General features: G+C 69.3%; 25 protein-coding genes. 1 reads left to right on the top strand and 24 read right to left on the bottom strand.

Going from position 1 to position 26,898, the window contains the following annotated elements:
- Nucleotides 1–10 precede the first annotated feature (10 nt).
- From OZ671_RS11095 to OZ671_RS11210, 24 genes are all read right to left on the bottom strand, one after another.
- Nucleotides 11–898, bottom strand: a complete 888-nt coding sequence (locus OZ671_RS11095) for a 3-keto-5-aminohexanoate cleavage protein (protein ID WP_268860851.1) — start codon at nucleotides 896–898, stop codon at nucleotides 11–13.
- A gap of 132 nt (nucleotides 899–1,030) precedes the next feature.
- Nucleotides 1,031–1,783: an SDR family NAD(P)-dependent oxidoreductase gene (locus tag OZ671_RS11100; protein ID WP_268860807.1), complete on the bottom strand. Its 753-nt coding sequence runs from the start codon at nucleotides 1,781–1,783 to the stop codon at nucleotides 1,031–1,033.
- Nucleotides 1,784–1,867: 84 nt separating this feature from the next.
- Nucleotides 1,868–2,728, bottom strand: a complete 861-nt coding sequence (locus OZ671_RS11105) for a dioxygenase family protein (RefSeq protein ID WP_268860808.1) — start codon at nucleotides 2,726–2,728, stop codon at nucleotides 1,868–1,870.
- Between the two features lie 138 nt (nucleotides 2,729–2,866).
- On the bottom strand, nucleotides 2,867–4,246 hold the full coding sequence (locus OZ671_RS11110) for an amidohydrolase family protein (RefSeq protein ID WP_268860809.1): 1,380 nt from the start codon (nucleotides 4,244–4,246) through the stop codon (nucleotides 2,867–2,869).
- 5 nt (nucleotides 4,247–4,251) lie between these two features.
- A complete protein-coding gene (locus OZ671_RS11115; protein ID WP_268860810.1) occupies nucleotides 4,252–5,628 on the bottom strand; it encodes an amidohydrolase family protein in 1,377 nt (458 codons plus the stop codon).
- Nucleotides 5,629–5,640: 12 nt separating this feature from the next.
- Nucleotides 5,641–7,014 carry an amidohydrolase family protein gene (locus tag OZ671_RS11120; protein ID WP_268860811.1) on the bottom strand — a complete coding sequence of 458 codons (1,374 nt, stop codon included), beginning with the start codon at nucleotides 7,012–7,014 and terminating at the stop codon, nucleotides 5,641–5,643.
- Between the two features lie 216 nt (nucleotides 7,015–7,230).
- On the bottom strand, nucleotides 7,231–8,085 hold the full coding sequence (locus tag OZ671_RS11125; protein ID WP_038303116.1) for an ABC transporter permease: 855 nt from the start codon (nucleotides 8,083–8,085) through the stop codon (nucleotides 7,231–7,233).
- Nucleotides 8,086–8,098: 13 nt separating this feature from the next.
- Nucleotides 8,099–8,899: an ABC transporter ATP-binding protein gene (locus tag OZ671_RS11130; RefSeq protein ID WP_038303114.1), complete on the bottom strand. Its 801-nt coding sequence runs from the start codon at nucleotides 8,897–8,899 to the stop codon at nucleotides 8,099–8,101.
- Nucleotides 8,900–8,982: 83 nt separating this feature from the next.
- Nucleotides 8,983–10,041 (bottom strand): ABC transporter substrate-binding protein, encoded by a 1,059-nt coding sequence (locus OZ671_RS11135; RefSeq protein WP_038303112.1) that lies wholly within the window; start codon nucleotides 10,039–10,041, stop codon nucleotides 8,983–8,985.
- A gap of 314 nt (nucleotides 10,042–10,355) precedes the next feature.
- Nucleotides 10,356–11,405, bottom strand: a complete 1,050-nt coding sequence (locus tag OZ671_RS11140; protein WP_268860812.1) for a LacI family DNA-binding transcriptional regulator — start codon at nucleotides 11,403–11,405, stop codon at nucleotides 10,356–10,358.
- Nucleotides 11,406–11,638: 233 nt separating this feature from the next.
- Complete coding sequence (locus OZ671_RS11145; protein ID WP_038303109.1) at nucleotides 11,639–12,643, bottom strand: TRAP transporter substrate-binding protein; 1,005 nt, start codon at nucleotides 12,641–12,643, stop codon at nucleotides 11,639–11,641.
- An 83-nt stretch (nucleotides 12,644–12,726) separates the two neighbouring features.
- On the bottom strand, nucleotides 12,727–13,989 hold the full coding sequence (locus OZ671_RS11150; RefSeq protein ID WP_268860813.1) for a TRAP transporter large permease: 1,263 nt from the start codon (nucleotides 13,987–13,989) through the stop codon (nucleotides 12,727–12,729).
- Entirely contained in the window at nucleotides 13,986–14,528 is a 543-nt protein-coding gene (locus tag OZ671_RS11155; protein WP_038303105.1) for a TRAP transporter small permease, read from the bottom strand. The genes OZ671_RS11150 and OZ671_RS11155 overlap by 4 nt, the downstream gene beginning before the upstream one ends.
- Nucleotides 14,512–15,498 (bottom strand): TRAP transporter substrate-binding protein, encoded by a 987-nt coding sequence (locus tag OZ671_RS11160; RefSeq protein ID WP_268860814.1) that lies wholly within the window; start codon nucleotides 15,496–15,498, stop codon nucleotides 14,512–14,514. The genes OZ671_RS11155 and OZ671_RS11160 overlap by 17 nt, the downstream gene beginning before the upstream one ends.
- A 13-nt stretch (nucleotides 15,499–15,511) precedes the next feature.
- Nucleotides 15,512–17,035, bottom strand: a complete 1,524-nt coding sequence (locus tag OZ671_RS11165) for an FGGY family carbohydrate kinase (protein ID WP_268860815.1) — start codon at nucleotides 17,033–17,035, stop codon at nucleotides 15,512–15,514.
- A gap of 8 nt (nucleotides 17,036–17,043) precedes the next feature.
- The gene (locus OZ671_RS11170) at nucleotides 17,044–17,700 is read right to left on the bottom strand and encodes an L-fuculose-phosphate aldolase (RefSeq protein WP_268860816.1); all 657 of its coding nucleotides are present in this window, start codon (nucleotides 17,698–17,700) and stop codon (nucleotides 17,044–17,046) included.
- On the bottom strand, nucleotides 17,697–18,764 hold the full coding sequence (locus OZ671_RS11175; protein WP_268860817.1) for a 2-hydroxyacid dehydrogenase: 1,068 nt from the start codon (nucleotides 18,762–18,764) through the stop codon (nucleotides 17,697–17,699). Before OZ671_RS11175 ends, OZ671_RS11170 begins: the two co-directional genes overlap by 4 nt.
- Nucleotides 18,765–18,869: 105 nt before the next feature.
- Nucleotides 18,870–19,442 (bottom strand): peroxidase-related enzyme, encoded by a 573-nt coding sequence (locus tag OZ671_RS11180; protein WP_038303088.1) that lies wholly within the window; start codon nucleotides 19,440–19,442, stop codon nucleotides 18,870–18,872.
- Between the two features lie 44 nt (nucleotides 19,443–19,486).
- Nucleotides 19,487–20,479 carry an acrylyl-CoA reductase (NADPH) gene (acuI, locus tag OZ671_RS11185; RefSeq protein ID WP_268860818.1) on the bottom strand — a complete coding sequence of 331 codons (993 nt, stop codon included), beginning with the start codon at nucleotides 20,477–20,479 and terminating at the stop codon, nucleotides 19,487–19,489.
- 49 nt (nucleotides 20,480–20,528) lie between these two features.
- Nucleotides 20,529–21,743, bottom strand: coding sequence for a CaiB/BaiF CoA transferase family protein (locus OZ671_RS11190; protein ID WP_103167943.1), 1,215 nt, complete (start codon nucleotides 21,741–21,743; stop codon nucleotides 20,529–20,531).
- A 17-nt stretch (nucleotides 21,744–21,760) separates the two neighbouring features.
- Complete coding sequence (locus OZ671_RS11195) at nucleotides 21,761–22,525, bottom strand: CoA-transferase (RefSeq protein WP_268860819.1); 765 nt, start codon at nucleotides 22,523–22,525, stop codon at nucleotides 21,761–21,763.
- Nucleotides 22,522–23,340 (bottom strand): CoA transferase subunit A, encoded by an 819-nt coding sequence (locus OZ671_RS11200; protein WP_268860820.1) that lies wholly within the window; start codon nucleotides 23,338–23,340, stop codon nucleotides 22,522–22,524. Before OZ671_RS11200 ends, OZ671_RS11195 begins: the two co-directional genes overlap by 4 nt.
- Entirely contained in the window at nucleotides 23,337–24,386 is a 1,050-nt protein-coding gene (locus OZ671_RS11205; RefSeq protein ID WP_268860821.1) for a s-methyl-5-thioribose-1-phosphate isomerase, read from the bottom strand. Before OZ671_RS11205 ends, OZ671_RS11200 begins: the two co-directional genes overlap by 4 nt.
- 160 nt (nucleotides 24,387–24,546) lie before the next feature.
- Complete coding sequence (locus OZ671_RS11210; protein WP_268860822.1) at nucleotides 24,547–25,329, bottom strand: FadR/GntR family transcriptional regulator; 783 nt, start codon at nucleotides 25,327–25,329, stop codon at nucleotides 24,547–24,549.
- 286 nt (nucleotides 25,330–25,615) lie between these two features.
- On the opposite strand from OZ671_RS11210, the gene mtnK reads away from it, so the two are divergent.
- Nucleotides 25,616–26,896: an S-methyl-5-thioribose kinase gene (mtnK, locus tag OZ671_RS11215; protein WP_268860823.1), complete on the top strand. Its 1,281-nt coding sequence runs from the start codon at nucleotides 25,616–25,618 to the stop codon at nucleotides 26,894–26,896.
- Nucleotides 26,897–26,898: the final 2 nt, after the last annotated feature.

Genomic DNA, 26,898 nt, shown 5'->3' on the forward strand with positions numbered 1-26,898 from the left:
GGGCTCCGGTTCAGGCCGCGGCCGAGGGCAGATGGAAAATCTCGCGCGCTTCGCCGGGCGTCGCGATCTGCACGCCCAGCTCCTCGACGATGCGCCGGGCCTTCTCGACCATGGCGGCGTTCGAGGGGGCGAGCACGCCGCGCTCGAGATAGACGCCGTCCTCGAGGCCGGTGCGGGCATGGCCGCCGGCCAGCACCGACTGCGCGACCATCGGGAAGCAGGAGCGGCCGGTGCCGATCACGGTGAACTCGGTCTCGGGCGGCAGCAGGTCGCGGGCGTAGATGACCGTCTCCGGGCTCGGCTGGAAGCCGTATTTCACGCCCAGCACGAAGGAGGCGATCGACGGACCGGAGATCGAGCCGTCCTTCAGGAGGTCGTGCATCAACGCGATGTCGCCGGAATCGAACAGCTCGATCTCCGGCTTGACGCCGGCCTCGCGGATCACCTTGGCCATGCGCCGGACATTGCCCGGCGTGTTGATCACCACCTGTCCGCCGGAGTTCATCGTGTTGAGGTCGAGCGTGCAGATGTCGGGCTTCAGCGCGGCGATGTGTTCGACGCGCTTTTCCGGCGCCAGCAGGGTGGTGCCGGCGGCGGCAACCTTCGGATCGTCCTCGGAGGGCACGAAACGGCCGCCCGGGCCGGTCGTGATGTTGAGGATCAGCTTCCTGTTGCGGGCGCGGATGCGGGCGACGACGTCCTGGTAATATTCGAGCGCCATGGACGGCCGGCCGGTGGCCGGGTCGCGGACATGGATATGGGTGACGGCCGCGCCGGCCTCCGCTGCGCCGAGGCAGGCCTCGGCGATCTCCTCGGGCGTGATCGGCAGGTGTGGCGTCTGGTCCGGTGTCGTCAGGTTGCCGGTGACGGCGCAGGTGATGACGATCTTGTTCCGCATCGGGCGCATGATCTGTTCCTTGTCGGGCCTCTGTAGCGTTTGCGAGCGAAGCGGGGACCGGTCCGCGCGAAGAAAACGCGTCAAAACAAAAACTGGGATCCTTTTGCCGTCTTCGTGAAACGGCAAAAGGATCTAGAGTGCGCGTCCGCCGTCGACGACGATCAGCGAGCCGGTGGAATAGGTGAGGTGGGTGGCACAGGCGACGATCGCCCGGCCGACATCGTCCGGCGTCGCGACCCGCTTCAGGGGAATGGTCGGGGCGATGCGGGCGAGCTGTTCGGCACCGCGGCCGGGCACGAAATCGGTATCGACCACGCCGGGCGAGACGCTCATGACGCGGATGTCGGGCGCCAGCGCGCGGGCCAGCGACTTGGTCAGCGTGTCCATGCCGGCCTTGACCGCGGCATAGGCGATGTTCGAGCCGACGCCGTTCAGCGCGGCGATCGAGGAGACGTTGACGACGAGCCCGGCGCCGCTCGCCTCGAGCAGCTTGCGGAAGGCGCGGATGGCGGCGAACTGGCCACGCCAGTTGACCTGGAACATCTTGTCGATGAAGGCATCGTCCAGCGCGTCGAGATCGCCAGCCGGCACCGGCTTGGTGAAGCCGGCCGAATTGACGAGGATGTCGGCCCGGCCGAAGGTCTCCGCGACCAGGGCGGCGAGCGCCTCGAGGGTGGGCGTGTCTTCCACCGTCGCCGTCGCCGCGAGATGGCCGCTGCCGGGCAGGCTCGCCACCACCACGTCGGCGCCGGCCTTGTCGTTGCGGTAGACCACCACGACCCGGGCGCCCTCGGCGGCGAACTGATAGGCCGCGGCGGCGCCGATGCCGCCGGATCCGCCCAGCACCACGGCGACCTTGTCCTTCAATGTCGTTCCTTGGCTCATGATCGTCCTCGCTTGATGGGCCGGGCCTTGCCCGATGCGCGGCACCTCATTCGATCGGCGCCGCCTCGCCTGGTGGCCGCAGCCTCACTTGATTGGCGGCACGGGCAGCACCGCCTCGCCTGGCTCCATCACGAAATCGTAGTTCAACGTATAGCCATCGGCAGCCCTGTCGATGCCGCCGATCAGCGCCTTGGTCACGCCGAACACCACGTCCGTCTCCAGATACTCGTCGCCGGGCACGAAGATCTGGGTGATGAGGGTCTTGAAGCCCGGCTTGTAGATCAGGAAATGAACATGGGCCGGCCGGAACGGATGGCGGTTCTGTGCCGCCAGGAGCTTGCCGACCACGCCATGGACCGGCACTGGGTAGCCTGCCGGCTTGACCGACCGGAACGCGAAGCGGCCGTCGGCATCGGTGGTGAACTTGCCGCGCAGGTTCATGTCGGCCTGGCTGTCGTCCTGGTTCTCGTACATGCCGACGGGCGAGGCCTGCCAGACGTCGACCTCCGCCCCGGCGATCGGCTGGCCCGTGCCGTCGAGCACGCGGCAGGTCGCGACGAGCTCATCGCCGGGCGTCGGCGAGCGGACGATGGAGCCACCGTTCTCCGTGCGCGGCGAGTTCATGCGCCAGAACGGTCCGAGCAGGGCGCTCGCCGCCTCGCTGTTGCCGGCATTGCCGTTGTTGAGAAGGCAGACCAGCGTCGAGAAGCCGACGGCATCGGAGGCGAGCACGGCCTCGTTGTGGGTGTCGTTGGTGAACTGGCCGAGGCCGACGACGAATTCGATCGCCTTCTCCCACTCCGCTTCGGTCAGGCGGACCTCGCGGGCAAAGGCGTGAAGGTGCCTGACGAAGGCGGTCATGATCTCGGCGAGGCGCGGATCCGGCGTTCCCGCCATGGCGGCTAGGACGGCCTCGGTTACCTGTTCCTGGCGTTCGATGATCATTCGTTTGCTCCCTGCTCAAGATCTATTGCAAACGATTGCAATGGTCAAGGCCGCGACTTTCACAGTCGCGCGAGCCGCAACGCCGGGATTTTTGGGGTTGTCGGCCGGGGGGCCGCGGCATGGCCGCTCCCGGCGTCGTCATGCCGGGGCCGGCCGATAGCCGGCCTCCGCCATCAGCCGCGCCGCGGAGGCCGCCAGCGCCTCGCCCAGCGCCTGGCGGCGATCGGTCGGGAACAGGAGGCGGCCCGCCTGCTTGCGCAGGATGCCGTCGACCATCACCGTGTCGACATTGCCGGCGTGCGCCTGCTCGACTGCCGCGTAGACCGGATCGTGGACCGGAAAGAGGTTCAGGTCGCCGCTGCGCAGCATGATCAGATCGGCCTTGAAGCCCGGCTTGAGCCGGCCGATCGTGTCGGCCATGCCGAGCGCCTGGGCACCGCCGACGGTCGCCCAGGCGAGCGCCTCGCGCGAGCGGATCATGGCCGGTCCGAGGCCGGCGGCTGCCCGCTCGCGGATCCCGCGGTTGCGCGCGAACAGCAAGGCCATCTGCATTTCGCGCCACATGTCGCCCGACACCATCGGCTCGACATCGATGCCGATCGAGGGCATGCCGCCGCGGGCGCGCACCTTGGTCAGAGCCGAGCCGTGCGGATAGTCGTGCAGCTCGTTCATGTTGGTCGAGGTGATCGAGCAGCCGGCATCCAGGAGCCGGCCGATCTCCTCCTCGTCCAGGAGGTTGCAGTGCACGAGATTGTGGTCTGGGCCGAGCAGGCCCATGGCCGCCAGCCGGTCATAGCCGTCGGGCACGACGGCGTCACGCCGCGCCTTGGTGACGTGCGAGGAGGCGAGGAGGCCGAGATCGCGGGCGAGGCGGACGTTGGCGAGCGAGGCTTCCCAGTCGGCCCAGTGCGGGCCGGCAATGCCGAGCGCCAGCGTGACGCGTCCGCCATGGGCGGCCTTGCCTGCGCCCGAGAAACGGCTGTCGACGAGCGCGGCGACACGCTCGCGCGGATGCAGCCGGCGTTCCGGCAGCCGGCCGGGGGCGGCCGGCTCGCGCAGGCCGTCGCCATGGACGAAGACGGCGCGCAGGCCGGCATCGGCGAGCGCATCGACCGAGCGTTCCGCCTGTTCCAGCGAGCGGATGTTGTGGCAATAGTCGAACAGCGTGGTGACGCCGCTGTCGAGCTGGTTCAGGGCGCCGAAGAGGGTGCCGAGATAATTGTCCTCGGGGCCGAAGCGGGTGGCGATATCGCCGTAGAAGTGGCGGAAATAGTCCGGCGCCAGCCATTGCGAGCCGATCGCCCGCAGGCCGGCCTGGAACGTGTGCAGATGCATGTTGACGAGGCCGGGCATGACGATCATGTCCGACGCGTCGATGACGGTTTCGGCCCCGGCGCCGAGCCGGTGCCCGACCGCCGCGATGCGGTCGCCCTCCACCAGGATCTCGGCCCCGGCGAGATCGCCGAGGGCCTCGTCCATGGTGATCACCCAGCCGCAGCGGATCAGCGTGCGGGTCATGGCGGTCAGCGTCCGAACGGCACGTAGCCGGCTTCACCCATGATCCGCTCCACCGACTGGGCGAGCTCGGCCATGCGTCGGCGCCTGACATCCTCGGGGAAGACCAGCTTGCCGCCGCGCTTGCGCACCACGCCGCCGATGAAGACGGTGTCGACATTGCCGGCATTGGCCTGCTCGACGATCGACAGGACGGGGTCGTGGACCGGGAAGAGGTTGAGATCGGTGCCGCGCAGCAGCACGATGTCGGCCTGCTTCTTCGGCGTCAGCGTGCCGATGCGGTGGCCGAGGCCGAGCGCCTCGGCGCCGCCGATGGTCGCCCAGGCCAGCGCCTCGCGCGAGCGGATCGGCACGACCTGGAACGGCGGCTTCATGTCGCGGGCATTCTCGCGCTGGCAGACCGACAGCGCATAGAGCAGCGCGATCTGCATTTCCCGGAACATCTCGCCGGAGACGCGCGGCTCGACGTCGACGCCGAGCGAGGGCATGCCGCCGAGCGCGCGGACACGCCCGACCAGCGGGTCGCCGGCATAGCCGCGCAACTCGGTCTGGACAGTGGCGCAGGCGGTGACGCCGGCGCCGACGAGCCGCCGCAACTCCTCGTCGCCGAGATAGTTGCCGTGCACCACGGTGTGGTCGGCGCCGATCAGCCCCTCGTCGAGCAGCGGGAAATAGCCGCGGGGATCGACTGCCAATTCCGGCCGCTTGGTGGCATGGCTCGATGAGCGCAGGCCGAGCTCGCGGGCGAGCCGCAGATTGATGCGGGTCGGCTCCATTTCGGCCCAGTGCGGGCCGGCGACGCCGAGCGCCATGGTGACCAGGGCATCGTCGCTGGCGAGCCGCCCCCTGCGGAAGCGCTCGACCCGCTCGCGCGGATTGATGCGCTTTTCGAAGGGCTCGAGCGCCTCGCGCTCGGGCGGCAGCTTGCCGGCGCCGAGCGTGAAGACCGCGCGGATGCCGCTGTCCACCAGCGCGTCGATCGAGCGCTCGGCCTGCTCGGTCGAGGTGATGTTGTGGCAGTAGTCGTTGAGCGTGGTGACGCCGCCGTCGATCTGGTTGAGCGCGCCGATCAGGTTGCCGAGGTAATTGTCCTCGGGGCCGTAGCGCGTCGCCATGCCGCCGTGCAGATACTTGAAATATTCGCCATGGGCCCATTCGCAGCCGATGGCGCGCAGGCCCGTCTGCCAGGTGTGCAGATGGGCGTTCACCATGCCGGGCATGGCGATCATCTCGCCGGCCTCGACGACCGTTGCCGCCGTCGCCTCGAGGTTCCGGCCGACCGCGACGATGCGGTCGTCCTCGATCAGGATCTCGCCGCCGATGAGGTCGCCGATGGCCGGATCCATGGAGACGATCCAGCCGCACTTGATCAATGTCCGCGTCATGACCGCTGCTCCTCAGGCCGGCTTGATCGTGAAGCCGCCGTCGCGCATGACGCGCTCGACGGAGGCGACGAGCTCGGCCTTGCGGCGCGCCAGCACGTCGTCGGCGAAGAGGCGCCGGCCGGCCTGCTTGCGCACCACGCCGTCGACGATGACGGTGTCGACATTGCCGGCATGGGCCTGCTCGACGATCGACAGAAGCGGGTCGTGCACCGGGAAGAGGTTGAGGTCGTTCGCCCTGAGCATGACGATGTCGGCCTTCTTGCCGGGGGTGAGCGAGCCGATCTCGTTCTCCAGGCCGATCGCCCGGGCGTTGCCGATGGTCGCCCAGGTCAACGCCTCGCGCGAGCGGATCGGAATGGTCTTCAGCGGCGGCCTGCCGGCAGCGGCATTGTCGCGCAGCGAAGCCCAGCGGGCGTGCAGGAGCGCGGCCTGCATCTCGCGGAACATCTCGCCGGTGACGATCGGCTCGACGTCGATGCCGATCGACGGCATGCCGCCGAAATTGCGCACGCGCAGCGTCACCGGTTCGGCGGCATGGCCGTGCAGCTCGACCAGCACCGTGCCGGTGACCGAGGCGCCGGCCTCGACCAGGGCTTTCAGCTCGTCGTCCTCGATGTAGTTGCCGTGGACGAGATTGTGGTCGGGGCCGATGAGGCCGGCCGCCACGAGCTTGCCGTAGCCGCCGGGCGCCACCTGGTCGGGGATCTTGCGGGTCGCGTGGGAGCTCGACAGGAGATTCAGCTCGCGGGCGAGCCTGAGGTCCTGCTCGGCCACCTCATAGGTGCCCCAGTGGGGGCCGAGAATGGCCATGGCGAGCGTCACCCGCCGGTCGTCGGAGGCAAAGCGCCCCCTGCGCAGAGCCTCGATGCGGTCGCGCGGGTGCGGCACGTGGGTATAGGGCAGTTCGCCGGGCTTTGCCGGCGGTTTGGCGGTGCCGTGGGCGAAGACCGCGCGGATGCCGGATTCCTCCAGGCCGTCGACCGAACGCTCGGCATGGTCGAGCGAGGTCAGGTTGTGGCACCAGTCGAGAATGGTGGTGGTGCCGCCGTCGATCTTGCCGAGGGCGCCGATGAGGTTGCCGATATAGTTGTCGTCGGGGCCGTAGCGGGTGGCGAGATTGGCATGGATATTGGCGTGATAGTCCGGTCCGAGCCATTCCGAGCCGATGGCGCGCAGGCCGGTCTGCCAGGTGTGGACATGGGCGTCGATCAGGCCGGGCATGACGATCTTGTCGCGTGCGTCGATCACCTCGTCGGCGTCCGCCTCGATGCCCTTGCCGGCGGCGAGGATGCGATTGCCCTCGATCAGGATGCGGGCGTCGCGGTGGTCGCCGATGGTTTCGTCCATCGTGACCAGCCAGCCGCATTCGATCAGCGTCCGTTTCATGGCGTCTCTCCCATCGTGCCGTGATCGCGAATGCCGGCCGGTCGCGCTGCTTGGGGGCGCAGGGCAGGGCGTCGCGGTCGAGACGGCACTCACATCAATCAATGACCGGCGCGGCCGGCTTCGGTCCGCAGGCGGTGCGGACGAGCGGCCGGGTGCGATCCTTCACATGGCGGCGGCCGGTCTAGGAACGGCCGCCGTCGTCGGTCTCATCCGGCCTCAGCGGGTGCGCCAGCGGTTGATCTTGCCGTCGAGATATTGCTGGCCCTTGGTCAGCAGGATGCCGAGGATCGCGAGCAGCAGCAGGATGGCGAAGACCTGGCCGGTTTCCAGGATCTGGCCGGCGAGCTGCAGCTTGGCGCCCAGCCCATAGCGGGCGGTCTGCATTTCGGCCGCGACGACCAGGATGATGGAAATGCCGAGCGCCAGACGCAGGCCGCCGAAGATGGCGGGCACGGCGGCCGGCAGCACCACCTTGCGCTGGATCTGCACGGCGCTGGCGCCGAGATCGCGCGCCGCCAGGATCAGGCCCTCGTCGCACTGGCGCACGCCGATGATGGTGTTGACCAGGATCGGGAAGATGCAGCCGAGCGCCGAGAGGGCGATCTGGAAGGCGTTGCCGCTGCCGAGCCAGATGACCAGGAGCGGCACGAGGGCGATCTTCGGCACCGGATAGAGCGCGGCCACGAAGACGTCGCAGATCGCATAGATGCGGCGCGACATGCCCATCAGCAGACCGAGGGCGATGCCGATCACGGCCGCCAGGAAGAAGCCGGCGAAGATGCGGTAGAGCGTCAGCACCAGGTCGTAGGCGAGCGCCTTGGTGGCAAACAGGTCATAGAGCGTGACGATGACGAGGGATGGCCGCGGCAGGAAGATCTCGGGCACGTCGAAGAGCGGGACCGAGAGTTCCCAGAAGGCCAGGAACAGGGCCATCGCGACCGGCCCGTAATACCAGGTGTCGTCGCGCAGCCTTTCGTCCTTGACGTCGGGCTGCGGCTTGCTCTGGGCGGTGGTTCGGGTGTCCATCATGGCCTTGGGGTCGGCCAGCGCCGACCGGTTGGTGTCCGACATCGCGCTTGCCTCTTCAGTTCATCATCGCCTTGCGGACTTCGTCGCGCAGCAGCCCGTAGATCTCGGAGAAATATTCGCCGAAGCGCTTGTCGTTCTGCACGTCGATGCCGCGCGGCCGGGCGAGATCGATGTCGAGGCTCTTGGCGATCCGGCCGGGGCGGGCGGTCATGACGACGACGTGGTCGGCGAGGAAGATCGCCTCCTCGATCGAGTGGGTGATGAGGATGACGGTCTTGGCGCTGGTCTCGACCAGGCTCGAGAGCTGCTCCTGCAGGTAGAGCCGCGTCTGCGCGTCGAGCGCGCCGAAAGGCTCGTCCAGGAACAGGATGTCGGGGGACTGGACGAGGCCGCGGGCGAGGCCGACGCGCTGCTTCATGCCGCCCGACAGCTGGCCCGGATAGTGTTTCTCGAAACCGGCGAGCTCGACCGCCTTGATCGCCTCGGCGGCCTTGGCCTGGCGTTCGGCCAGCGGCACGCCGGCGAGCTCCAGGCCGAAGGCGACATTGTCGAGGACCGAGCGCCAGGGCAGGAGGTTGAACGACTGCCAGACCGTGGCCATGCGCGGCGCCTCGCCGGCGCTGCGCTGGCCGGAGCCGTCGCCGTAGAGGAAGCGGACCTTGCCGCTGCTGGCCTCGACGAGACCGCGCAGGATCAGGAGCAGGGTCGACTTGCCGCAGCCGCTGGGCCCGACGATCGCGGTGACCTTGCCGGCCGGAAAGATGCAGTTGACGTCGGTCAGCGCAGTGGTCGGCGGGCGCGTCCGGCTGAGGAACCGGTGCGACAGACCTTCGATCGAGATCGCTTCGAATTGCATGGTGCGGCAAGCGCCTCCCTCGCGCTCTTTCCTATGCCTCGTCGCCGTTCGGGGCCGCGGCGCAGCGCGCGGCCCCGATACGGTCAGATGAACGGGTTCTTCTCGGTCATGCGCTGCTTGGCCTCCTTGATCGCGCGGTCGTCGAACAGCTTGTCGTCGGGCACGGCACGGGCCAGCAGGTCGGTGCGTTCGCGCCAGAATTTCTGCTGGGCGATGATCGAGGGCATGTTGGGCGTGCCGTCGACGGTCATGAAGGTCCAGCGCGGCCGTGTCTCGTCGATGACCGGCGGGGTCAGGCCGGTGCCGTCGGCAATGATCTTCAGCACCTCGGCATTGCCGTCCTTGGCGGCGGCCATGAAGTCGGCATTGCCCTGCATGATCGCCATGGAGAAGCGGACCGCCGCGGAATGCTGGTCGCGCAGGAACTTCTCGCTCGCCACCGAACAGGCGAGCACGAAATCGGGCGCCAGTTCGTCGCTCCAGGTCGCGACCTTGCCGATGCCCTGCTTCTGTGCCGCATAGGCGCCGGGCAGCGGCATGTTGATGATGCCGACGCGGTTCTGCTTCATCAGCGGCAGGCTGACGCTCGGTGTCATGCCCCACGACCATTCGACGTCGTCGGCCTTCAGGCCGGCCCGTTCGAGGCCCATCGTGTGCAGATAATGGGCGACGCTGCCGCGCGAGGAGATGCCGATGACGGCGCCCTTGGCATGGCGGTAGCCCTCCGGTCCGCGGAAGCCCTTCTCCCAGAGCTCGTTCGACACCATGATCGAATTGGAGCCCCAGCCGGCCGCCTCGCGGCCGCGCTCGAAGAACATCCTGAGGCCCGCGCCCTTGGCCATCAGGTTGAACAGGCCGGCGCTCAGCGTCGCGCCTGTGATGTCGAGCTCGCCCGCGGCGAGCGCCGGCATCGACAGGCTGCCGTCGACATGGCTCGAGGGCACGATCTCGACGTTCAGCTTCTTGAAGTAGCCGCGGGCCTCGGCGATCAGATAGGGGCCGGCCGAAATATAGGGCGCGAAGCCCATGCGGATGCGCACCGGGTCCATGAAGTTGGACTGCGCGAAAACCAGCGGGCTCTGCACCAGGCCCGCTGCTGCGACCGATGCACCCACGAACCCGCGCCGCGTGATCCTGGCCATAGCACCCCTCTTGTCATTTTCTGTGTGTCGTCAAACCGAGCCCATCACGCGGAACGCCTCCGAGCGGCCCGAATGATCGACTACAATCGATTGCAAGCTAGGTCGAGACGGCGCGGCGAGTCAATCGGAGTTTGTCGTACGGGACCGGGTTCCAGCAATGCGGCAGGCTGGGCGCTGCCGCCCGGCGGCGGCGCGGCCGCCCCGGCACGACGGGCGTCCGGACCGCGGCAGAACGGCTTGGACCGTCCCTGCGGCGGCACCGGGCGAAGCCGCTATCCGCCTTTGGGGACAGCCGAAACGGCCGGCGCGGCCGGTCAGGCGCCGGCGCGCGGCGGCGCAGTGGAGGCGCGCTCGACGAGATCGGGGGCGAGAACGATGCGCCGCGCCGGCAGGGTCGAGCCGGTCATGCGTTCGAGCAGCAGGCGTGCGGCATCGCGTCCCATGTCGCGCGGTCCGATGCGGATCGTGGTCAGCGGCGGCTCGACCATGTCGACCAGCGGCATGTCGTTGTGGCCGACGACCGAAACGTCGCGCGGGCAGGCGAGGCCGCGGGCGGCGAGCGCCTTGTAGGCCCCGAGCGCGAGCAGGTCGTTGGCGGCGGCGATGGCGGTGACGCCGGGGCAGGCGTCGAGCATGGCGGCGGTGGCGCGTTCGCCCTCGTCGCGGTCGTAGCTGCGCGCCTCGACGATGGCCCCGGCCGGCACCGCGAGGCCGTGCTCGCGCATCACCTGTTCGAAGCCAAGGCGCCTCAGATGGCCGGTCGACAGTGTCGACGGGCCGGCGAGATGACCGATCGCCCGGTGGCCGAGCCGGTGGAGATGCTCGACAGCCACGCGCATGCCGGCGACATCGTCGGAGACGACCGACGGCGCGCGGTCGGCATCGTCGGCGCGGTTGACCAGCACGACGTGGATGCCTTCCGCAAGGCAATGCTCCAGCATCGGGTCGTCGCGGCTCACCGTCGCCAGAACGAGGCCGTCGACACGGCGGGCGATCAGTTCGTCGATGAGCGCCATGCGGGCGCCGAACTCGCTGCCGGCATCGGCGACGATGGTCGAATAGCCCTCGGCGCCGAGCACTTCGGCAATGCCCGATATGATCGGCGAAAAGACCGGATTGGTGATGTCGGGAACCAGCACGCCGACCAGGGTCGAGCGGCGGGTGCGCAGGCTCGCCGCCACCGGGTTCGGCCGGTAGCCGAGCTCGCGCGCGGCCGCGATGATCCGGTCGGCCACGTCGTCGGCGACGAGATGGCGCTTGGCCGGATCGAGGGCGCGCGAGACGGTGGAGGGATGGACGCCGACCGCGTCGGCGAGGCGGCGCAGATTGACCCGGGGCCTTGGTTCGCTGACGGAGCTCGTCATCCGCTGCCTTTTGCAACCTCTCGTGCGGATTCCTCTGCCGCCGGACGGCGGCGGCAATCGCCTCGTTGAAATTGCATGAGCGAACAACCGATTGCAAATGCCTTCGGCAATTTGCATTATCAATTGTCCGGTCGTGGGAATTCGGCCACATGAAAAATTGCCCCGCGCGCCGTGGCAACGGCTGCGGGGCATGGCGTTCAGGCACGGAGCGGCCGATCGCCGGCCGGCCTCGGTCAGTTGGTGCGGGCCGCGTAGCGCCGCTTGGCGTCCTGGACCGCGTCGTAGAGCTCGCGCGCACGGCCCGGCAGGGCGGCGAGCAGGCTGTCGTGGACATTGCCGACGCGCTGCGCCCAGACCGCGCGCTGCTCGGCCGAGAGCTGCACCACCGTGCCGCCATTGGCGGTGAACAGCTCGGCCTGCCGGGTCTCGTCCTCGTCCTGGCGCCGGCGCATCTCGTCGGTCGACGGCATGGCGCTCTTCAGGAGCGCCTGGATGCGCGGCGGCAGCTTCTCGTAGAAGCGCTTGTTCACGAAGAACACCTGTTCGTGGTGATAGGCGCGGGTCAGCACGTAGCGGCGGGCGAACTGCGCAGCCGGGGTCGTGACGAAGAAGGTGAGCGGCAGGTCGCCGCCCTCGATCATGCCCTGCTCCAGCCCGGTGAAGAAATCGGGCAGCGAGAGCTGGACGCCGTTGACGCCGACCTTTTCCCAGAACGCGCGGGCGGAAGCCGCCGGCGGCACGCGGAAGCGCCGGCCGCGCAGTTCGTCGGGCGTGTCGCAGGTGCCCTTGCAGAAAATGTTGGACCAGCCGGCGTCACCGACGCCGATCAGCACCAGGCCGTTGCCGGCGAAGATGCTTTCCAGCACCGGGCGCACGACATTGTCGGTGCCCCAGCGGCGCTGGGCGTCGTTGTCCCAGAGATAGGGCATGGACAGGACGGCGCCCGGCGGGATCGAGACCGCCGCGCCGGCAAGGCCGGTCGTGCCGATCTCGAGCCGGCCGCGGATGACCTGCTGGGTCATCTCCTGGTCGTTGGCGACCAGCTGGTACTCCATGCGGTAGTCCGGCCCGGCCTCCTTGTTGAAGTTGGTGATGAAGGTCTGGATGATGCCATCCATCATCGAGCCGGGACGGAGCGAGCCGGCGATGCGGATCGTCTCCGCCGCGGTGGCGGCCGATGTCATCAGGGCCGATGCGGCGAGCGCGAGCAGCGCTGCCTTCATGGTGCGTCGGTTCATGGCTGGTCCTCGATCGGGAACGGTGGAATTGGGTTTTCCGGGCCGATGGCGCGGAGGCGGCGGGGCGCCCCTCCGCGCCGGGCTCATTTGACGAACAGGAAGACGATCGCCGGGTAGTAGGTGACGATCAGCAGCGGAATGATCATCAGGACGACGAAAGGCCAGGCGCCGCGCACGATGGTGCCGAAGCTCTCCTTGAACACCGCCATGGCGACGAACAGGTTGAGCCCGACCGGCGGCGTGATGTAGCCGATCTCCAGGTTCATCGTGGTGATCACGCCGACATGGACCGGGTCGAAGCCCTGGGCCTTCATCAGCGGCAGCAGGAGCGGCGACAGGATCAGGATCGCCGAGCCGACATCCATGAAGCAGCCGGCGATCAGAAGGATCACGTTCAGCGTCAGGCCGGCGGTCAGCGGGCTGTGGATCCACTGGCTCAGCCATTCGACCATCAGCTTGGGAATGCCCTCGTAGTCGAGGATGGTGTTGAAGCTGCCCGCGAGCGCCAGCAGCGGCAGGAGCGTGCCGAACAGCTTCACCGTCTCGCCGATCATGCCGAGCAGTACCGGCCAGGTCAGGTCACGGTAGTAGAGGCCCTCCACCAGCAGCGCGTAGATCAGCGAGACGACCGCCGCCTCCGTGGTTGTGAAGTGTCCGGAATAGATGCCGCCGAGCAGGATGATCGGCAGCAGCAGGGCCGGGCCGCCGCGCCCGAGCGCGCGCAGGAAGCCCCTGGGCGAGAAGCGGCCGCGCGCCGCGACCGGCGAGGCCTTCACGCAATAGAGCGCCAGGACCACGGTCAGCAGCAGGCCGGGCCCGATGCCGCCCATGAACAGCTTGATGATCGAGGTGTCGGTGATGATGCCGTAGAGCATCATCGGGATCGACGGCGGGATCAGGATGCCGAGCGTTCCCGCCGAGCACAGCAGGCCGAGCGAGAACTGCTTCGAATAGCCTTCCTTGAGCAGCGCCGGATACATGATCGAGCCGATCGCCGCGAGGGTGACGATCGACGAGCCGGAAATGGCGGCGAAGGCGGCGCAGGCGAGCACAGCGGCGACCGCGAGGCCGCCCCGGATACCGCCGGTCAGCTCGACCATGATGTCGATGAGGCGCTGGGCGATCTCGCCGCGGCTCATGATGTTGCCGGCCAGGATGAACATCGGGATCGGCAGCAGCACGTCGCGGTCGATGGTGAACCAGAAGTCCTGGATCAGGAATTCGGCCGAGGAGTTGCGCGCGACGAACTGGTGGATCGCGGCGACGGCCACGGCGAGCACCAGCACGACCGGCTGGCGCAGGATGAGCAGCAGCAGGCTGCCGAACGTGATCGCGGCGCCGGTCATAGTTCGGAACTCGCTTCCTGCGGCCGCAGCGCGGGCGACAGGACGAAGAGGAAATATTTGAGCGCGGCGAGACCGAAGGCGATCGGCAGCACGATCTGCACCGTCCAGATCGGGATCGGCAGCGTCATGCTGTATTCGCCGAGCCCGTAGGTGCCGTCGACGAACAGCGCCGCGGCATAGGCGAGCCCCGCGCAGATGAGGCCGGAGACGAAATCGCCGATGCGGCTCATGAGCGGGTCGAGATGGCGCGGCAGCAGCTTGTCGACGATGTTCGGGCGCAGGTGGCCGCCCTGCGAGACGACATAGGAAAAGCCGAGGACACCGGCGACCGCCATGCAGTAGACGGCGGTGCGCTGGGCACCGAAAATGCCCTGGCCGAGGATCTCGCGGCCGACAATGTCGGCGAACAGGGCGAGCGTGCCGGCCATCAGCGCGGCGAAGCAGATGAAGGCCTCGACCTTCTGGAGGGCGGCATAGGCCTTGGCGAGGCCGCCCGAGGGAGCGGCGGCGGCCGCCGCCGGGTCACTGTTGGGCTGCATAGCGGCGCTTGCCTTCCATGACCGTGTCGTAGAGCGCCCGCGACTGGCCGGGCAGGCTGGCGACGAGGGCGCCAAGGCCGTCGACGACCTTGGCGGCCCAGGCGGCGCGCTCATCGTCGGTCAGCGCGACGATGGTGCCGCCGGCGGCGACGAAGGCGTCCATCCGCTCCTTCAGGTCGGCGTCCTGGCGCCGGCGCATTTCGGCGGCCGAGGGCATGGCGCTGCGCACCAGCGCCTGAATGTTTGCCGGCAACCCATCGAAGAAGCGCTTGTTGACGAAAAAGACCTGGTCGTGGTGATAGTTCTGGGTCAGCACATAGTGGCGGGCGATCTGGGCGGCCGGCGTCGTCACGTAGAAGGTGAAGGGCAGGTCGCCGCCCTCGACCATGCCCTGCTCGAGGCCGGTGAAGAAATCCGGCAGCGACAGCTGCACGCCGTTCACGCCGAGGCGGTCCCAGAACATCTTGGCGGCGGTTGCCGGCGGCAGGCGGAAACGCCGGCCGGCGAGCTCGGCCGGGCTGTCGCAGCGCGCCTTGCAGAACACGTTGGACCAGCCGGTATCGCCGAGCCCGATCACCACCAGTCCGCGCTGGCGGTAGAGATCGGCGATCGCGGGAAGCGCGACATTGTCGATGACCCAGCGCCGCTCGGCGTCGGTCTTCCACAGATAGGGCATGGACAGCACGCCGCCCTCCGGCACCGTCACCGAGGCGCCGGCGAGCGAGGTCGTGCCGATCTCCAGGCGGCCGCGCACGACCTGCTGGGTCAGCTCCTGGTCGGAGCCGACGAACTGATATTCCATCCGGTAGGCGCCGCCGGCCTTGGCGTTGAAGTCGTCCATGAAGGTCTTGATGATGCCTTCCATGACCGAGCCAGGCTGGGCGGCGGCGGCGATACGGATGCGCTCCTGGGCGGCGGCCGCGCCCGACAGGGTCACGAGCGCCAGGAGAGCTGCGAGCGTTTTCCTCATCCCGAGAATGTCCTCAATTTTTTGAAGGTGTTGATGGGTGGCTGAGCCGCGCGGCGAGGTCGGCGACGGCGGCAAGGTCCGGCCAGAGCGGCGCGATGCGCTCCATCAGGCTGGCGTAGAGCGCGTATTTGCGCGCGATATAGGTGCCGAAGGGTCCGTCGTCCGGTGCGTCGACCACCGGCTTCCCGCCGAGCCAGCGGCCGGCATGGTCGGCCAGGCGGCCGCCGGCGAGATGGCGCATGCCGACAAGGCCGAGGCCGGTGAGCGATGCGTGGCGCGCCGGTGGGCGCAGCACCGGCCGCCCGAGCGTCGCCGCCATGATGCGGGCGAAGTCGGCGTCGGCGGCGAGGCCGCCGCCGAGCACGACCGGACCCGGCTCCAGGCCCATCAGGTCGTGGCTCATGCGGGCGGCGAAGGCGAGGCCCTCGCGGGCTGCGGCGGCAAGGGCGGCCGGCTCCTCGCCGGCGGCCCAGCCGAGCACCGTGCCGCGGGCATGAGGCGACGTCACCGGAGCGCGCTCGCCGACCGGCTCGAAGAAGGACTGCACGAGCAGGCCCGACGGCCGATAGGGCGAGGCCTGCGTGTCGCCGACGAGAGGCGCGAGATGGGCGAGAGCCGCGGCGCCGTTGAGCGAGGGCATCAGGCGCAGGAACTGGCCGGGCTCGGCGAAGGGGAGGAGCATCGCGCCGGGCGGCTCGGCCCGCACGTCGGCGAGATCGGCGAGGTGGCGGATGTGGATGGCGCTGGTGCCGAACAGCGAGACGCGCGCGATGCCGGGCAGGAGGCCGATGCCGAGCCCGAGCGCCGAGGCCTGGGCATCGCCCGGCCCGAGCAGGACCGGCAGCCCGGCGGGCAGGCCGGTCGCCGCCGCGGCGGCTGCCGAAAGCGGCCGCACGGCTTCGGCCATGGCGACCATGTCGGGCAGGAGATCGACGCCGCGGGCAAGGCCGAGGCAGGTTTCGACCTCGCGCGAAAGCATCTGGCGGCGCCAGTCGCCCCAGCTCGGCAGCACGGCCGAGGGATCGGTCAGGGTGGCGCCGGTGAGGGCGAGCTGCAGCCATTCCTTGCAGCGCAGGGCGCGGTGGACCGCGGCGAAGCGGGCCGGCTCGCGGCGTGCGAGCCAGAGCAGCTGCAGCGGCTGCGAGGCGGCGGTCGGCTGCGACAGGGTGACCTGCCTGATCCGGTCGAGCGCGCCGGCTGCCTCGAGCTCCGGCAGCAGCTCGGCGGCGCGGCCGTCGAGCCAGGTCATGGCGGGGCCGGCCGGGCGGCCCGCCGCATCGACCGGCCAGAGGCCGTCGCCCTGGCCGGTGACGACGAGGACGCCGGGCCCATGGCCGCCGAGGCGTTGCGCGAGGCGGGCGAGCAGGCTCATGGCGATGGCCGCGGTTGCGGCCATGTCCTGCTCGACATGCAGGCGGGCGCGCCGCAGCGCGGGGTTCGGCGCCTCCTCCAGCGCGACGAGATGGCCGTCGGCGGAGAACAGGGCCGCCTTCACCACCGTCGTGCCGGAATCGAGACAGAGGATGGCGCCGGTCATGGTGCCGCTCAGTCCTGCCGCTTCGGCTGCTGGCCGTAGCTGCGGAATTTCTCGATGACGCGGGCGATCTCGTCCGGCGCGAGCACCGGCGGCTCGCCATGCGGCAGGCAGAGCAGATATTGCTGGGCGAGCTCCTCGACCGTGCCGGCAAGCGCCAGCGCGCGCGCCATGCTGACATGGCCGGCGATCACGCCGTGGTGGGCGAGCAGGCAGGCGCGCCGGCCGGCCATGGCCTCGAGCACCGCATCGGCCAGCTCCTGGGTGCCGAAAGTGGCATAGGGCGCGCAGCGAATGTCCGGGCCGCCGGCCGCGGCGATCATGTAGTGGATGGCCGGAATGCCACGGCCCATGATGGCGACGGCGGTCGCATGCACCGAATGGGTGTGCACGACGGCGTTGAGGTCGGGCCTCGCCGCGAGGATGTCGCGGTGAAAGCGCCATTCGCTGGTCGGCAGGACGTCGCCGTCGAAACCGCCGTCCCAGTCGAGCTGCACGACATCCTCGGGGCGCATCGCGTCGTAGCCGATGCCCGTCGGCGAGACGAGCAGGCCCTTGCCGTGGCGCACGCTGACATTGCCCGACGTGCCCTTGTTGATGCCGAGCCGGTTCATGCCGCGGCAGGTCTCGATCAGCTCGAGCCGAAGCTTCAGTTCACTGTCGGTCATTGGCCGTCACACGGGTTGAGCAGGACTTCGCCCGAGAGGAAGCGCGCGACGTCCTCGGCGATCATCACGGCGGCCTTGCGGATGGTGTAGCGCGAGGCGCCGGCAATATGCGGCGACAGCGTCACGTTGGGCAGTTTCAGAAGCGGCCAGTCGGCGGGCGGCGGCTCGAACTCGAACGTGTCGAGGGCGGCGCCGGCAAGCTGGCCGGAGGTCAGCGCCTCGTAGAGCGCGGCATAGTCGACGAGCGGGCCGCGTGCCGTGTTGACGAAATAGGCACCGCGCTTCATCGCCGCGAACTCGGCGGCGCCGATCATGCCGCGCGTCTCCCTGGTGACGCGCGGATGCAGGGTGACGATGTCGCTCGAGGCGATGAGCGTATCGAGGTCGACCATGGTGACGCCGTCGTCCTGGTCGGCGCGCGAGAGCTGCTTGTAGGGATCGTGGACCAGGATGCGGCAGCCGAAACCCTTGAGCATCCTGACCACCAGCGTGCCGACATGGCCATAGCCGATGACGCCGACGGTCAGCTCGCACAGCTCGGGACCGGCAATGTCGCGATGGTAGAGGTCGCCGCGATAGTCGCCGGCGGCGAGCGCCACGTGGCCGCGGATGAGATTGCGGGTCTCGGCGAGCAGCGAGGCGATGGTGAATTCGGCCACCGCCGAGGCATTGCGGCCGGGCGTGTTGACGACCCGGACGCCGTGCTCGCGCGCGGCCGCCATGTCGATATTGATCGGGCCGCCGCGCGACACCGCGATCAGCTTCAGCTTCGGCGCGCGGGCGAAGGTCTCGCGGGTCACCGGGGCGAGGTGATTGATCAGGATCTCGGCGCGGCCGATGAAGTCGTAGAACTGCTCGGGGCGGCCGACGAATTCCTGGACCGAGAGCTCGGGGTCGACCTTGGTGATGTTGCGCTCGATCGGCCAGTTGAGCGCCATGGTCTCGATGGCGAGGGCACGGCCGGCGAGACGCTCGTTCAGCGCATCGACGAAATAGGACGGCTGCATGAAGCCGTCGCCGATGACGCCGACGGCAAGGGCTGGTGCGGGGGAGGGTGCGGTCATGACCGGCATCGTCTTTCGGAGCAGCCGGAGCCGTTGCCGGGCGGACCGTGCAAGGTCAGCCGGCTCGCCGGGCTTCGGCTCGGGCAGGGGATCGGGGCTAAGGGGTCAGGCGCGTCCGAGCGTGTAGAACTCGTCGTTGGGGCGCATGCTGGTGACGTTGGCGAGGCGGTTCGACATGCCGAAGAAGGCCGCGATCGCGCTGATGTCCCAGGCGTCCTCGTCGGTGAAGCCGTGGGACTTGAGGGTGGCGAGATCCGCATCGGAGATCGCGTAGGCCTCGAACGCCACCTTCATGGCGTAGTCGAGCATGGCCTTCTGCTTCTCGGTGATGTCGGCCTTGCGGTAGTTGATGGCGACCTGGTCGGCGATCAGCGGGTTCTTGGCGCGGATGCGCAGGATGGCGCCGTGGGCGACCACGCAGTACTGGCACTGGTTGGCATTGCTGGTGGCCACCACGATCATCTCGCGTTCGGCCTTGGTCAGGTTGCCGGGCTTGTCCATCAGCGCGTCGTGATAGGCGAAGAACGCGCGGAATTCGTCCGGCCGGTGTGCCAGGACGAGGAAGACATTGGGCACGAAGCCGGACTTCTCCTGCACCGCGAGGATGCGGGTGCGGATATCCTCGGGCATGTCGGCAATGGCGGGAACCGGAAACCGGCTGATCGGATGCTGGCTCATGATGGCCTCGCTGGTCGGGTGGAAACGGGGGCGTAAGGGGCTGGTCAGGCGCTGGGGTCGACGACCACGCGGCCGCGGACCTTGCCGGCGATGAGATCGGATGCGACGCCTTGCGCGTCGGCAAGGCCGATGCGGCTCGTCATGGCGGCGAGGCGCGGCCGGTCGATCTCGGCATCGAGCAGGCGCCAGGCCGTCTCGCGCAGCGCCTTGGGCGCCATCACGCTGTCGATGCCGGCAAGCGTCACGCCGCGCAGGATGAAGGGCGCGACGGTAGCCGGGAAATCCAGGCCCTGGGCGAGGCCGCAGGCGGCCACGGCGCCGCCGTAGCGCGTGCCGGCGCAGACATTGGCGAGCGTGTGGCTGCCGACCGTGTCGACGGCGCCGGCCCAGCGCTCCTTGCCGAGCGGCTTGCCCGGACCGGAGAGTTCGGCGCGGTCGATCAGGTCCTTCGCGCCGAGCTCCTTCAGATAGGCCTCCTCCTCGCGCCGGCCGGTCGCGGCGATCACGCCGTAGCCGCGCCTGGCGAGCAGCGCGATGGCCACCGAGCCGACGCCGCCACAGGCACCGGTCACCAGCACGTCGCCCTTGTCGGGCGTCACGCCCTGGCGCTCCAGCGCCATGACGCAGAGCATGGCGGTATAGCCGGCGGTGCCCAGCGCCATGCAGTCCTCGGCCGTGAGGCCGGCCGGCCGGCGGATCAGCCAGTCGCCCTTGACCCGGGAGAGTTCGGCAAGGCCACCCCAATGGGTTTCGCCGACGCCCCAGCCGTTGAGCACGACGGCATCGCCAGCCTTCCAGGCGGGATCGTCGCTCGCCTCGACCGTGCCGGCGAGGTCGATGCCCGGCACCATCGGGAAGCTGCGGACGACCGGCGCCTTGCCGGTGATGGCGAGGGCATCCTTGTAGTTGAGCGTCGAGCGCTCGACGCGGACCGTGACATTGCCGCTGGCTGGCAGGGCGGACCGGTCGAGCATGTCGAGCCGGCAGCCATAGCCGGCTTCGGATTTGTCGACGACGAGGGCGCGGAAGGCGGACATGGAACGAAGGCTCACTGGCTGCGGGAACGGGTCGGCGGGGCCGGCCGGTTCAGGTGACGGGTTTGCGCGGCAGGACCGGCGCGTAGGTGGTCGCGTCGACGCCCGCCGCGGCGAGGATCTCGTCGACATGCTCGGCGAAGGCCGGGGGTTTGAGACGGTAGCTCGCCGGCGTCCGCGACAGCTTGATCGGGCTGCCGGTGCCGCGATAGTCGCCGATGTCGACGACCATCTCGCGGGCATGGGTGTGCGGGTCGGCGACCACGGCATCGATCGAGCGGACCGGCCCGCAGGGCACGCCGGCCTTGATCAGGGTTTCGGCCACCTCGGCGCAGTCGCGTTTCGACAGCGCCTGTTCCAGCAGCACCTTCAGCGCGTCACGGTTGACGTTGCGCGCGGCATTGCTGGCGAAGCGCTCATCCGCCGGAATGGCCTCGACCCCGAGCACCCGGCAGAGCGAGGCGAACTGCCTGTTGTTGCCGACGGCGAGGAACAGCGGGTCGGTGGCGGTGGCATAGGTGTCGTAGGGACAGATGTTCGGATGGGCGTTGCCCGACGGTTTCGGCACCTTGCCGTTGAGATAGAAGTTCGGCAGGTGCGGGTGCAGCAGCGAGAAGCCGCAATCGTAGAGCGTCGCCTCGACGAACTGGCCGCGGCCGCTGCGCTCGCGTTCCTGCAGCGCCATCAGGACGCCGAGCGCGGCATTGAGGCCGGTGACCATGTCGACGACCGGCAGGCCGACGCGCAGGCCTTCGCCGCCGCGTTCGCCGTTGACGCTCATGATGCCCGACAGGGCCTGGATGGCGGCGTCATAGCCGGGGCGGCCGCCATAGGGGCCGTCGGCGCCGAAGCCCGAGACGCGGCAGTGGATCAGGCGCGGAAAACGCTCCCGGAGCACGTCCTGGCCGAGGCCCCATTTCTCCAGCGTGCCGATCTTGAAGTTCTCGACGAAGACGTCGGCATCGGCGAGCAGGTGCAGCAGCAGCTCCTGGCCGGCGGCCTGCGAGAAGTCGATGGCCATCGCCTTCTTGTTGCGGTTGAGGCCAAGGAAGTAGCTCGCCGCGTCGCCCTGGAACGGCGGTCCCCAGCCGCGCGTCTCGTCGCCCTGGGGCGGCTCGATCTTGATCACCTCGGCGCCGTGGTCGGCCAGGATCTGGGTGCTGTAGGGGCCGCCCAGGACCCGGCTGACATCGATGACCTTAAGGCCCGCAAGCGCGCCCGGCGGCGTTTCGGTCGGGGTGCCCGCGTCCTGGCTGGCGCTCGTCATCCTCTGCAACTCCGTCATCATGCCGCGGCGTCGGCGCCGGCGAGTTCGGCCTTCAGGAGGCCGGCGAAATGGGGATAGGTTTCCGCGAGCTCGTCGAGGATCCGGCCGCGGATCAGCGCGAGAGTGTCCGGGTCGGGATCCGGCGTCGCCGGCACCGTGTCGGGCGCGTCGAAGGCGAAGCCGGTGGCCGCCTGGACCTCGGCGAGGTCGTGGCCGGGATGGATGCTGGTCAGCCGGAAGCGGCCCCTGTCCTTGTCGAAGGCGAACAGCGCCAGACTGGTCAGCAGGGCGTGAGGTCCACCGGTCCGGTGGACGCCGGGCGCGCTGGTGCCCGGCGCGCTGATGAAGTCGACCTTCTCGACCAGCACCCGCGGCGTATGCTCCTCGCGGAACAGGATGACCCGCGGCACGACAAAATAGAGGTAGCTCGAGCCGAACGAGCCGGGCCAGCGCACCTTGGTGTTGGGATAGTCGCCGACGCCGACGAGATTGATGTTGCCGGCGCCGTCGATCTGGCCGCCGCCGAGGAAGAAGGCGTCGATGCGGCCCTGGCCGGCGCAGTCGAACAGTTCGGCGCTGCCGTTGGTGAAGAAGTTGTGCTCGACCGAGCCGAGGATCGAGAGCCGGACGTCGTCGCCTCCGGCCGCCTCCTGGCGGGCCCGCAGCAGCATGGCCGCCGCCGCGGGTATCGGCGAGGAGGCGCCGACCGCGACATGGCGGACGCCGGCGAGCAGGTCGGCGATGGTCGCGATCAGCCGTTCGCGGTGGCTTGCCGGTTTCATGCCGCGCTCCTCAGCTTCTCGCCGCGTGCCGCGACATAGGCCCGGAAGCCGTCGGGGCTGCGGGCGGCCTCCGCATAACGCACGAGCTCGGCGGTATCCGGCGCATATTCGCCCCACAGGCCATAGGGCCAGGCACCGTTCGGCGCGACCGCGATCCGGTCGATATAGAGCGCCGGAATGATGCCGGCGGCGGTCTTCTCGTCGGCCAGCAGCGAGGTCTCGCTGATCCGCTCGACGGTCACGAGGCTGCGGCGGGCGGCATAGGCCATGGCCGCGAGCTCGCGCCGGCGGCCGATCCAGACATTGCCCGCGCGGTCGGCGACCGGCGCGTGGAACAGGGCGACGTCGGGATGGATGGCCGGGATCGCGACGATCGGATCGTCGGGCGCGAAGGGATTGGCGATGGTCAGCCAGTCCGGCCGGTTGGCCAGCACGTCGGTGCCGATCAGGCCGCGCATGGGCATGAACGGAACGCCCTTCTGCGCCGCCATCAGGCCGGCATGGACGGCGGGGCAGGTGGCGTCGATGATCTTGATCGCAGCCTCGCGCACCGCGCGGTTGAAGCAGGGCGCGCCGCCCGCTTCGCCGAGGCTGACCGCGCTGGTCTCGACCGACGCGACGAGGCCGGCGCCGATGAGGAGGTCGACCTGCATGCCGCCGGTCGGCACGCAGACGAGCCTGAGGTCGCCGGTTTCCCGGCGCATGATCTCGTCCGTCACCGCCATGGCGACACCGGCATAGTCGACCGGGACGGCCAGGCGCTGGCCCGGCGTGATGCTGGCGGCAAGCTCCGCCACGCTGATGAAGGCGGTCATGGTCCATGGTCTCCCGCGCTCTGGAAATGCACCGGCAGCGCCGCCGCCGGGAACACGCCCTTGCTGGTGACGATACCGGAAACGAGGTCCGGCGGCGTCACGTCGAAAGCGGGATACCAGCCCTGCGCCAGCGGTGTTGCCGTGCGCTGGCCCATGCAGGTGAGGCTCTCCTGCGGATCGCGCTCCTCCATGGGCACGTCGGCCGGTCCCGCCGCGCGCGGATCGGGAGCCTGGACCATGGCGAAATAGGGGATCCGGTAGCGCTGGGCGGCGATGGCGAGCTGCAGCGTGCCGACCTTGTTGACCACATGGCCGGACATGGTGACCCGGTCGGCGGCGGTCATCAGCCGCTGCACCAGGCCGCGATCCATGGCATGGGCGCCCATATTGTCGGTGATGACGGTGACATGGAGGCCCATCTCGGCGAGGCTGTGGGCGGTCAGCCGCGCGCCCTGCAGATAGGGCCGGGTCTCGGTGCAGATGACCTTGACCGTCTTGCCGGCCCGGATCGCCGCGGCCATGGTCTCGACGATGGTCGCCTCGGCCCAGCAATGGGTCATGACGGTGTCGCCGTCGGCGATGACCGAGGCGCCGTGGCGGCCGAGGCTGCGGCCGCGTTCGCGGCGCGCCTCCCAGGCGGCGCGCGTCGCGGCCTCGAAGGCCGCGGCGAAATCGACATCGGTGCCGGCCAGAGCCTCGGCCTCGCCGATCAGGCTCTTCACGACGCCCGCAATATGGTCGTTGGTCGCGCGGGTTGCGACCAGCCGGCGGCCGGCGGCGCGCAGGTGATCCAGACGGGCCTCCGCGGTCGCCAGCGACGCCGCCTCGCGCGCGGCGAGGACGAGGCCGGCGCTGGCGGCATAGAACGGGCCGCCGCTCTGCGTGACCATCTCCTCGATGGCCCGGGCGACCGCCTCGACCGTGGCGCAGTCGACGAAGCGCGTCTCGAAGGGGAAGACCCGCCGGTCGAGGATGCGCACGCGATCGGGCTCGAGCAGCACGCTCTCGCGCATCAGGGTCGGCATGGTCACGGCTATGTCGGACATCGGGCACCTGGGATCGGCGGCTGCATGCGGCAGCCGGCGCCGGAACGGTCCGGGCGCCGGATAATTACAATATGATAATTCAAAATATCAATATCAATTCAGCAGAGCTGCCGCGACAGCGCCGGCCGTGGCCGGGCGGCGACAGCGCCCGGCGCAGCCGTCAGCCCGCGCGCTCGTCGCCGTCGCGCCGGCGGCGCCAGTCCTGGGCCTCGGCATAGCGGGCACGCAGGTAGTCCATCAGCTCGGTGAAGGCCTCTTCGCCGGCGCGTGGGTTGCGGGCGTGGACCGCCAGCAGGATGCGCCGGTGATAGGCGGCGATCTTCTCGCGGTCGCGGAACTTGAACACCACCATGTTGGCCGGTGGCATCAGCGCGTCGAGCAGGACCTGCATGACGAAGCTCATCACGCTGTTGCCCGCGGCGCCGGCGATGGCGCGGTGGAAGCCGACGTCTGCAGCGCAGAATTCGGTATCGGAAAGGGAGGCGTCCTCCTGCAGCAGGAGCTGGCTCTCCATGGCCGCGAGGTCGTCATTGCTGCGGCGCTGGATGGCGTAGCGCAGGCAGACCATGCCGAGATCGTGGCGCACCTCGGCAATGTCGACCAGCGAGAACGAGCCCATGCTGCTGAGCAGCGCCATCATGCCGACCACGCTCTCGCGCGTCTGCTCGAGGCTCGGCCGGTTGACGAAGACGCCGCCGCCCGGGCCGCGCTTGGAGCGAATCAGATGCTGGGCGGCGAGCCGCTTCAGGGCCTCGCGAATGGTCGGGCGGGAGACCCCGAAGGTCTCGGCGAGCTCGTCCTCGGTCGGCAGCCGCTCGTCGCTCTTCAGCCCGCCTGCCAGAATGCGGGCGCGGATGCTGTCGGCGATATGACGGGTGACGCCGCCGGGCGCCGGCGCGGCCTGCTGCTCGGCAGGATGTGATTCGGGGGCTTGGTCGTTCATGGCGCTTCTTCCAGGACCTCCGCCGCTATCGCCGTTCCGGCCCGCGCGCAATGGGGCGTGGACAATGCCGCCCGCATGGCGCCGCATCGGCAGCACCATATTGACGCATGTTGGCGCTATTGTGATATTTCTTTTTCGAGTTTCAACCGGATTCAGCTTATCGGGTCCCCGATAGCGGAGGTCCGGGCGCGGCGCGCCGGATGCGAGGCCGCAGGACCTGCCCCTATTCCCGCGCCGCGCCGTCCCCGGGACGGCCGGCCAGCCGTTCGACCGACGAGACCTCCCCATGACAGCCTCTCCGGCCATCGCCGCCCCGTCCCAGCCGCTCGATGCCGCGGCGCTCGCCGCGCACATTGCCGCCGATCCCGGGCTGTCCGCCTTCTTCGGCGCGGACATGGCCAACCTCAGCATCCGCGAGATCGGCGACGGCAATCTCAATTTCGTCTTTCATGTCGCCGGCGGCGGCCGGGCGCTGGCGATCAAGCAGGCCATGCCCTATTCGCGCATGTCGGGCGGTGCGCGGGCGCTGACCGCCGAGCGGCTGACCTACGAGAAGCTCGCCCTCGAGGAGTTCGCCCGCCATGCGCCGGCCCATGTGCCGGCCATCCATCATTTCGACGCCGAGCGCGCCCTGCTCGGCCAGGAATTCCTCAGCCCGCACGTGATCATGCGCAAGGGCATGATGGACGGCGTCGTCTATCCGCATTTCGCCGAGCATATGGCGGCCTATCTGTCGGCCTGCCTGTTCGCCACCTCCGACTTCGCGCTCACCGCCTCGGACAAGCGACGGAAGGTTGCCCGCTTCGCCGGCAATGTCGAGCTGTGCGAGATCACCGAGCGCCTCGTCTTCACCGAGCCGTTCACGCTGTCCGACAACAACCGCTGGACGAGCCCCGAGCTCGACGCGGAGGCCGCGGCGATCCGCGGCGACGAGGTGCTGAAACAGGCGGTCAGCGCGCTGAAGCTCGCCTTCCTGACGCGCAGCGACGCCCTGCTTCATGCCGACCTCCATACCGGCTCGATCATGCTGACCGAGACCGATACGCGCGTGATCGATCCCGAATTCGCGGTGTTCGGCCCGATGGGTTTCGACATCGGCATGCTGATCGGCAACCTCTTCCTCAATTGCTTCGCCCAGCTCGCCTACGAGACCGAGCCAGGCGGCCGCGCCGCCTACCGCGCCTTCGTGCTCGGCGCGGTCGAGGAGATCTGGACCGGTTTTGCCGCGCGCTTCGCGGCGCTCTGGCGCGAAAAGCGCACGGGCGACGCCTATCCCATGCGCCTTTTCCCCGAGGCGGCGGCGCTCGAGGCGGTGCTGGCGCGCTATCTCCAGGACGTGCTCGCCGATGCCCTCGGCTTTGCCGGCGTCGAGATGATCCGCCGCACGCTCGGCCGGGCGCATACGCCCGACTATGACGCCATCACCGACCGGCAGCGGCGCTGCCTGAGCGAAAAGCTGGCGCTCAGCCATGGCGTCATGCTGCTGCGCGCGCCGCGCGGCGGCATGAGCATGACCGAGGCCACCGACGCCGCGCGCCGGCTGATCGGCGCGGCGCCGGGCCGATGAAG

It is taken from the genome of Phreatobacter sp. AB_2022a, from assembly GCF_026847585.1.
Classification (GTDB): Bacteria; Pseudomonadota; Alphaproteobacteria; order Rhizobiales; family Phreatobacteraceae; genus Phreatobacter.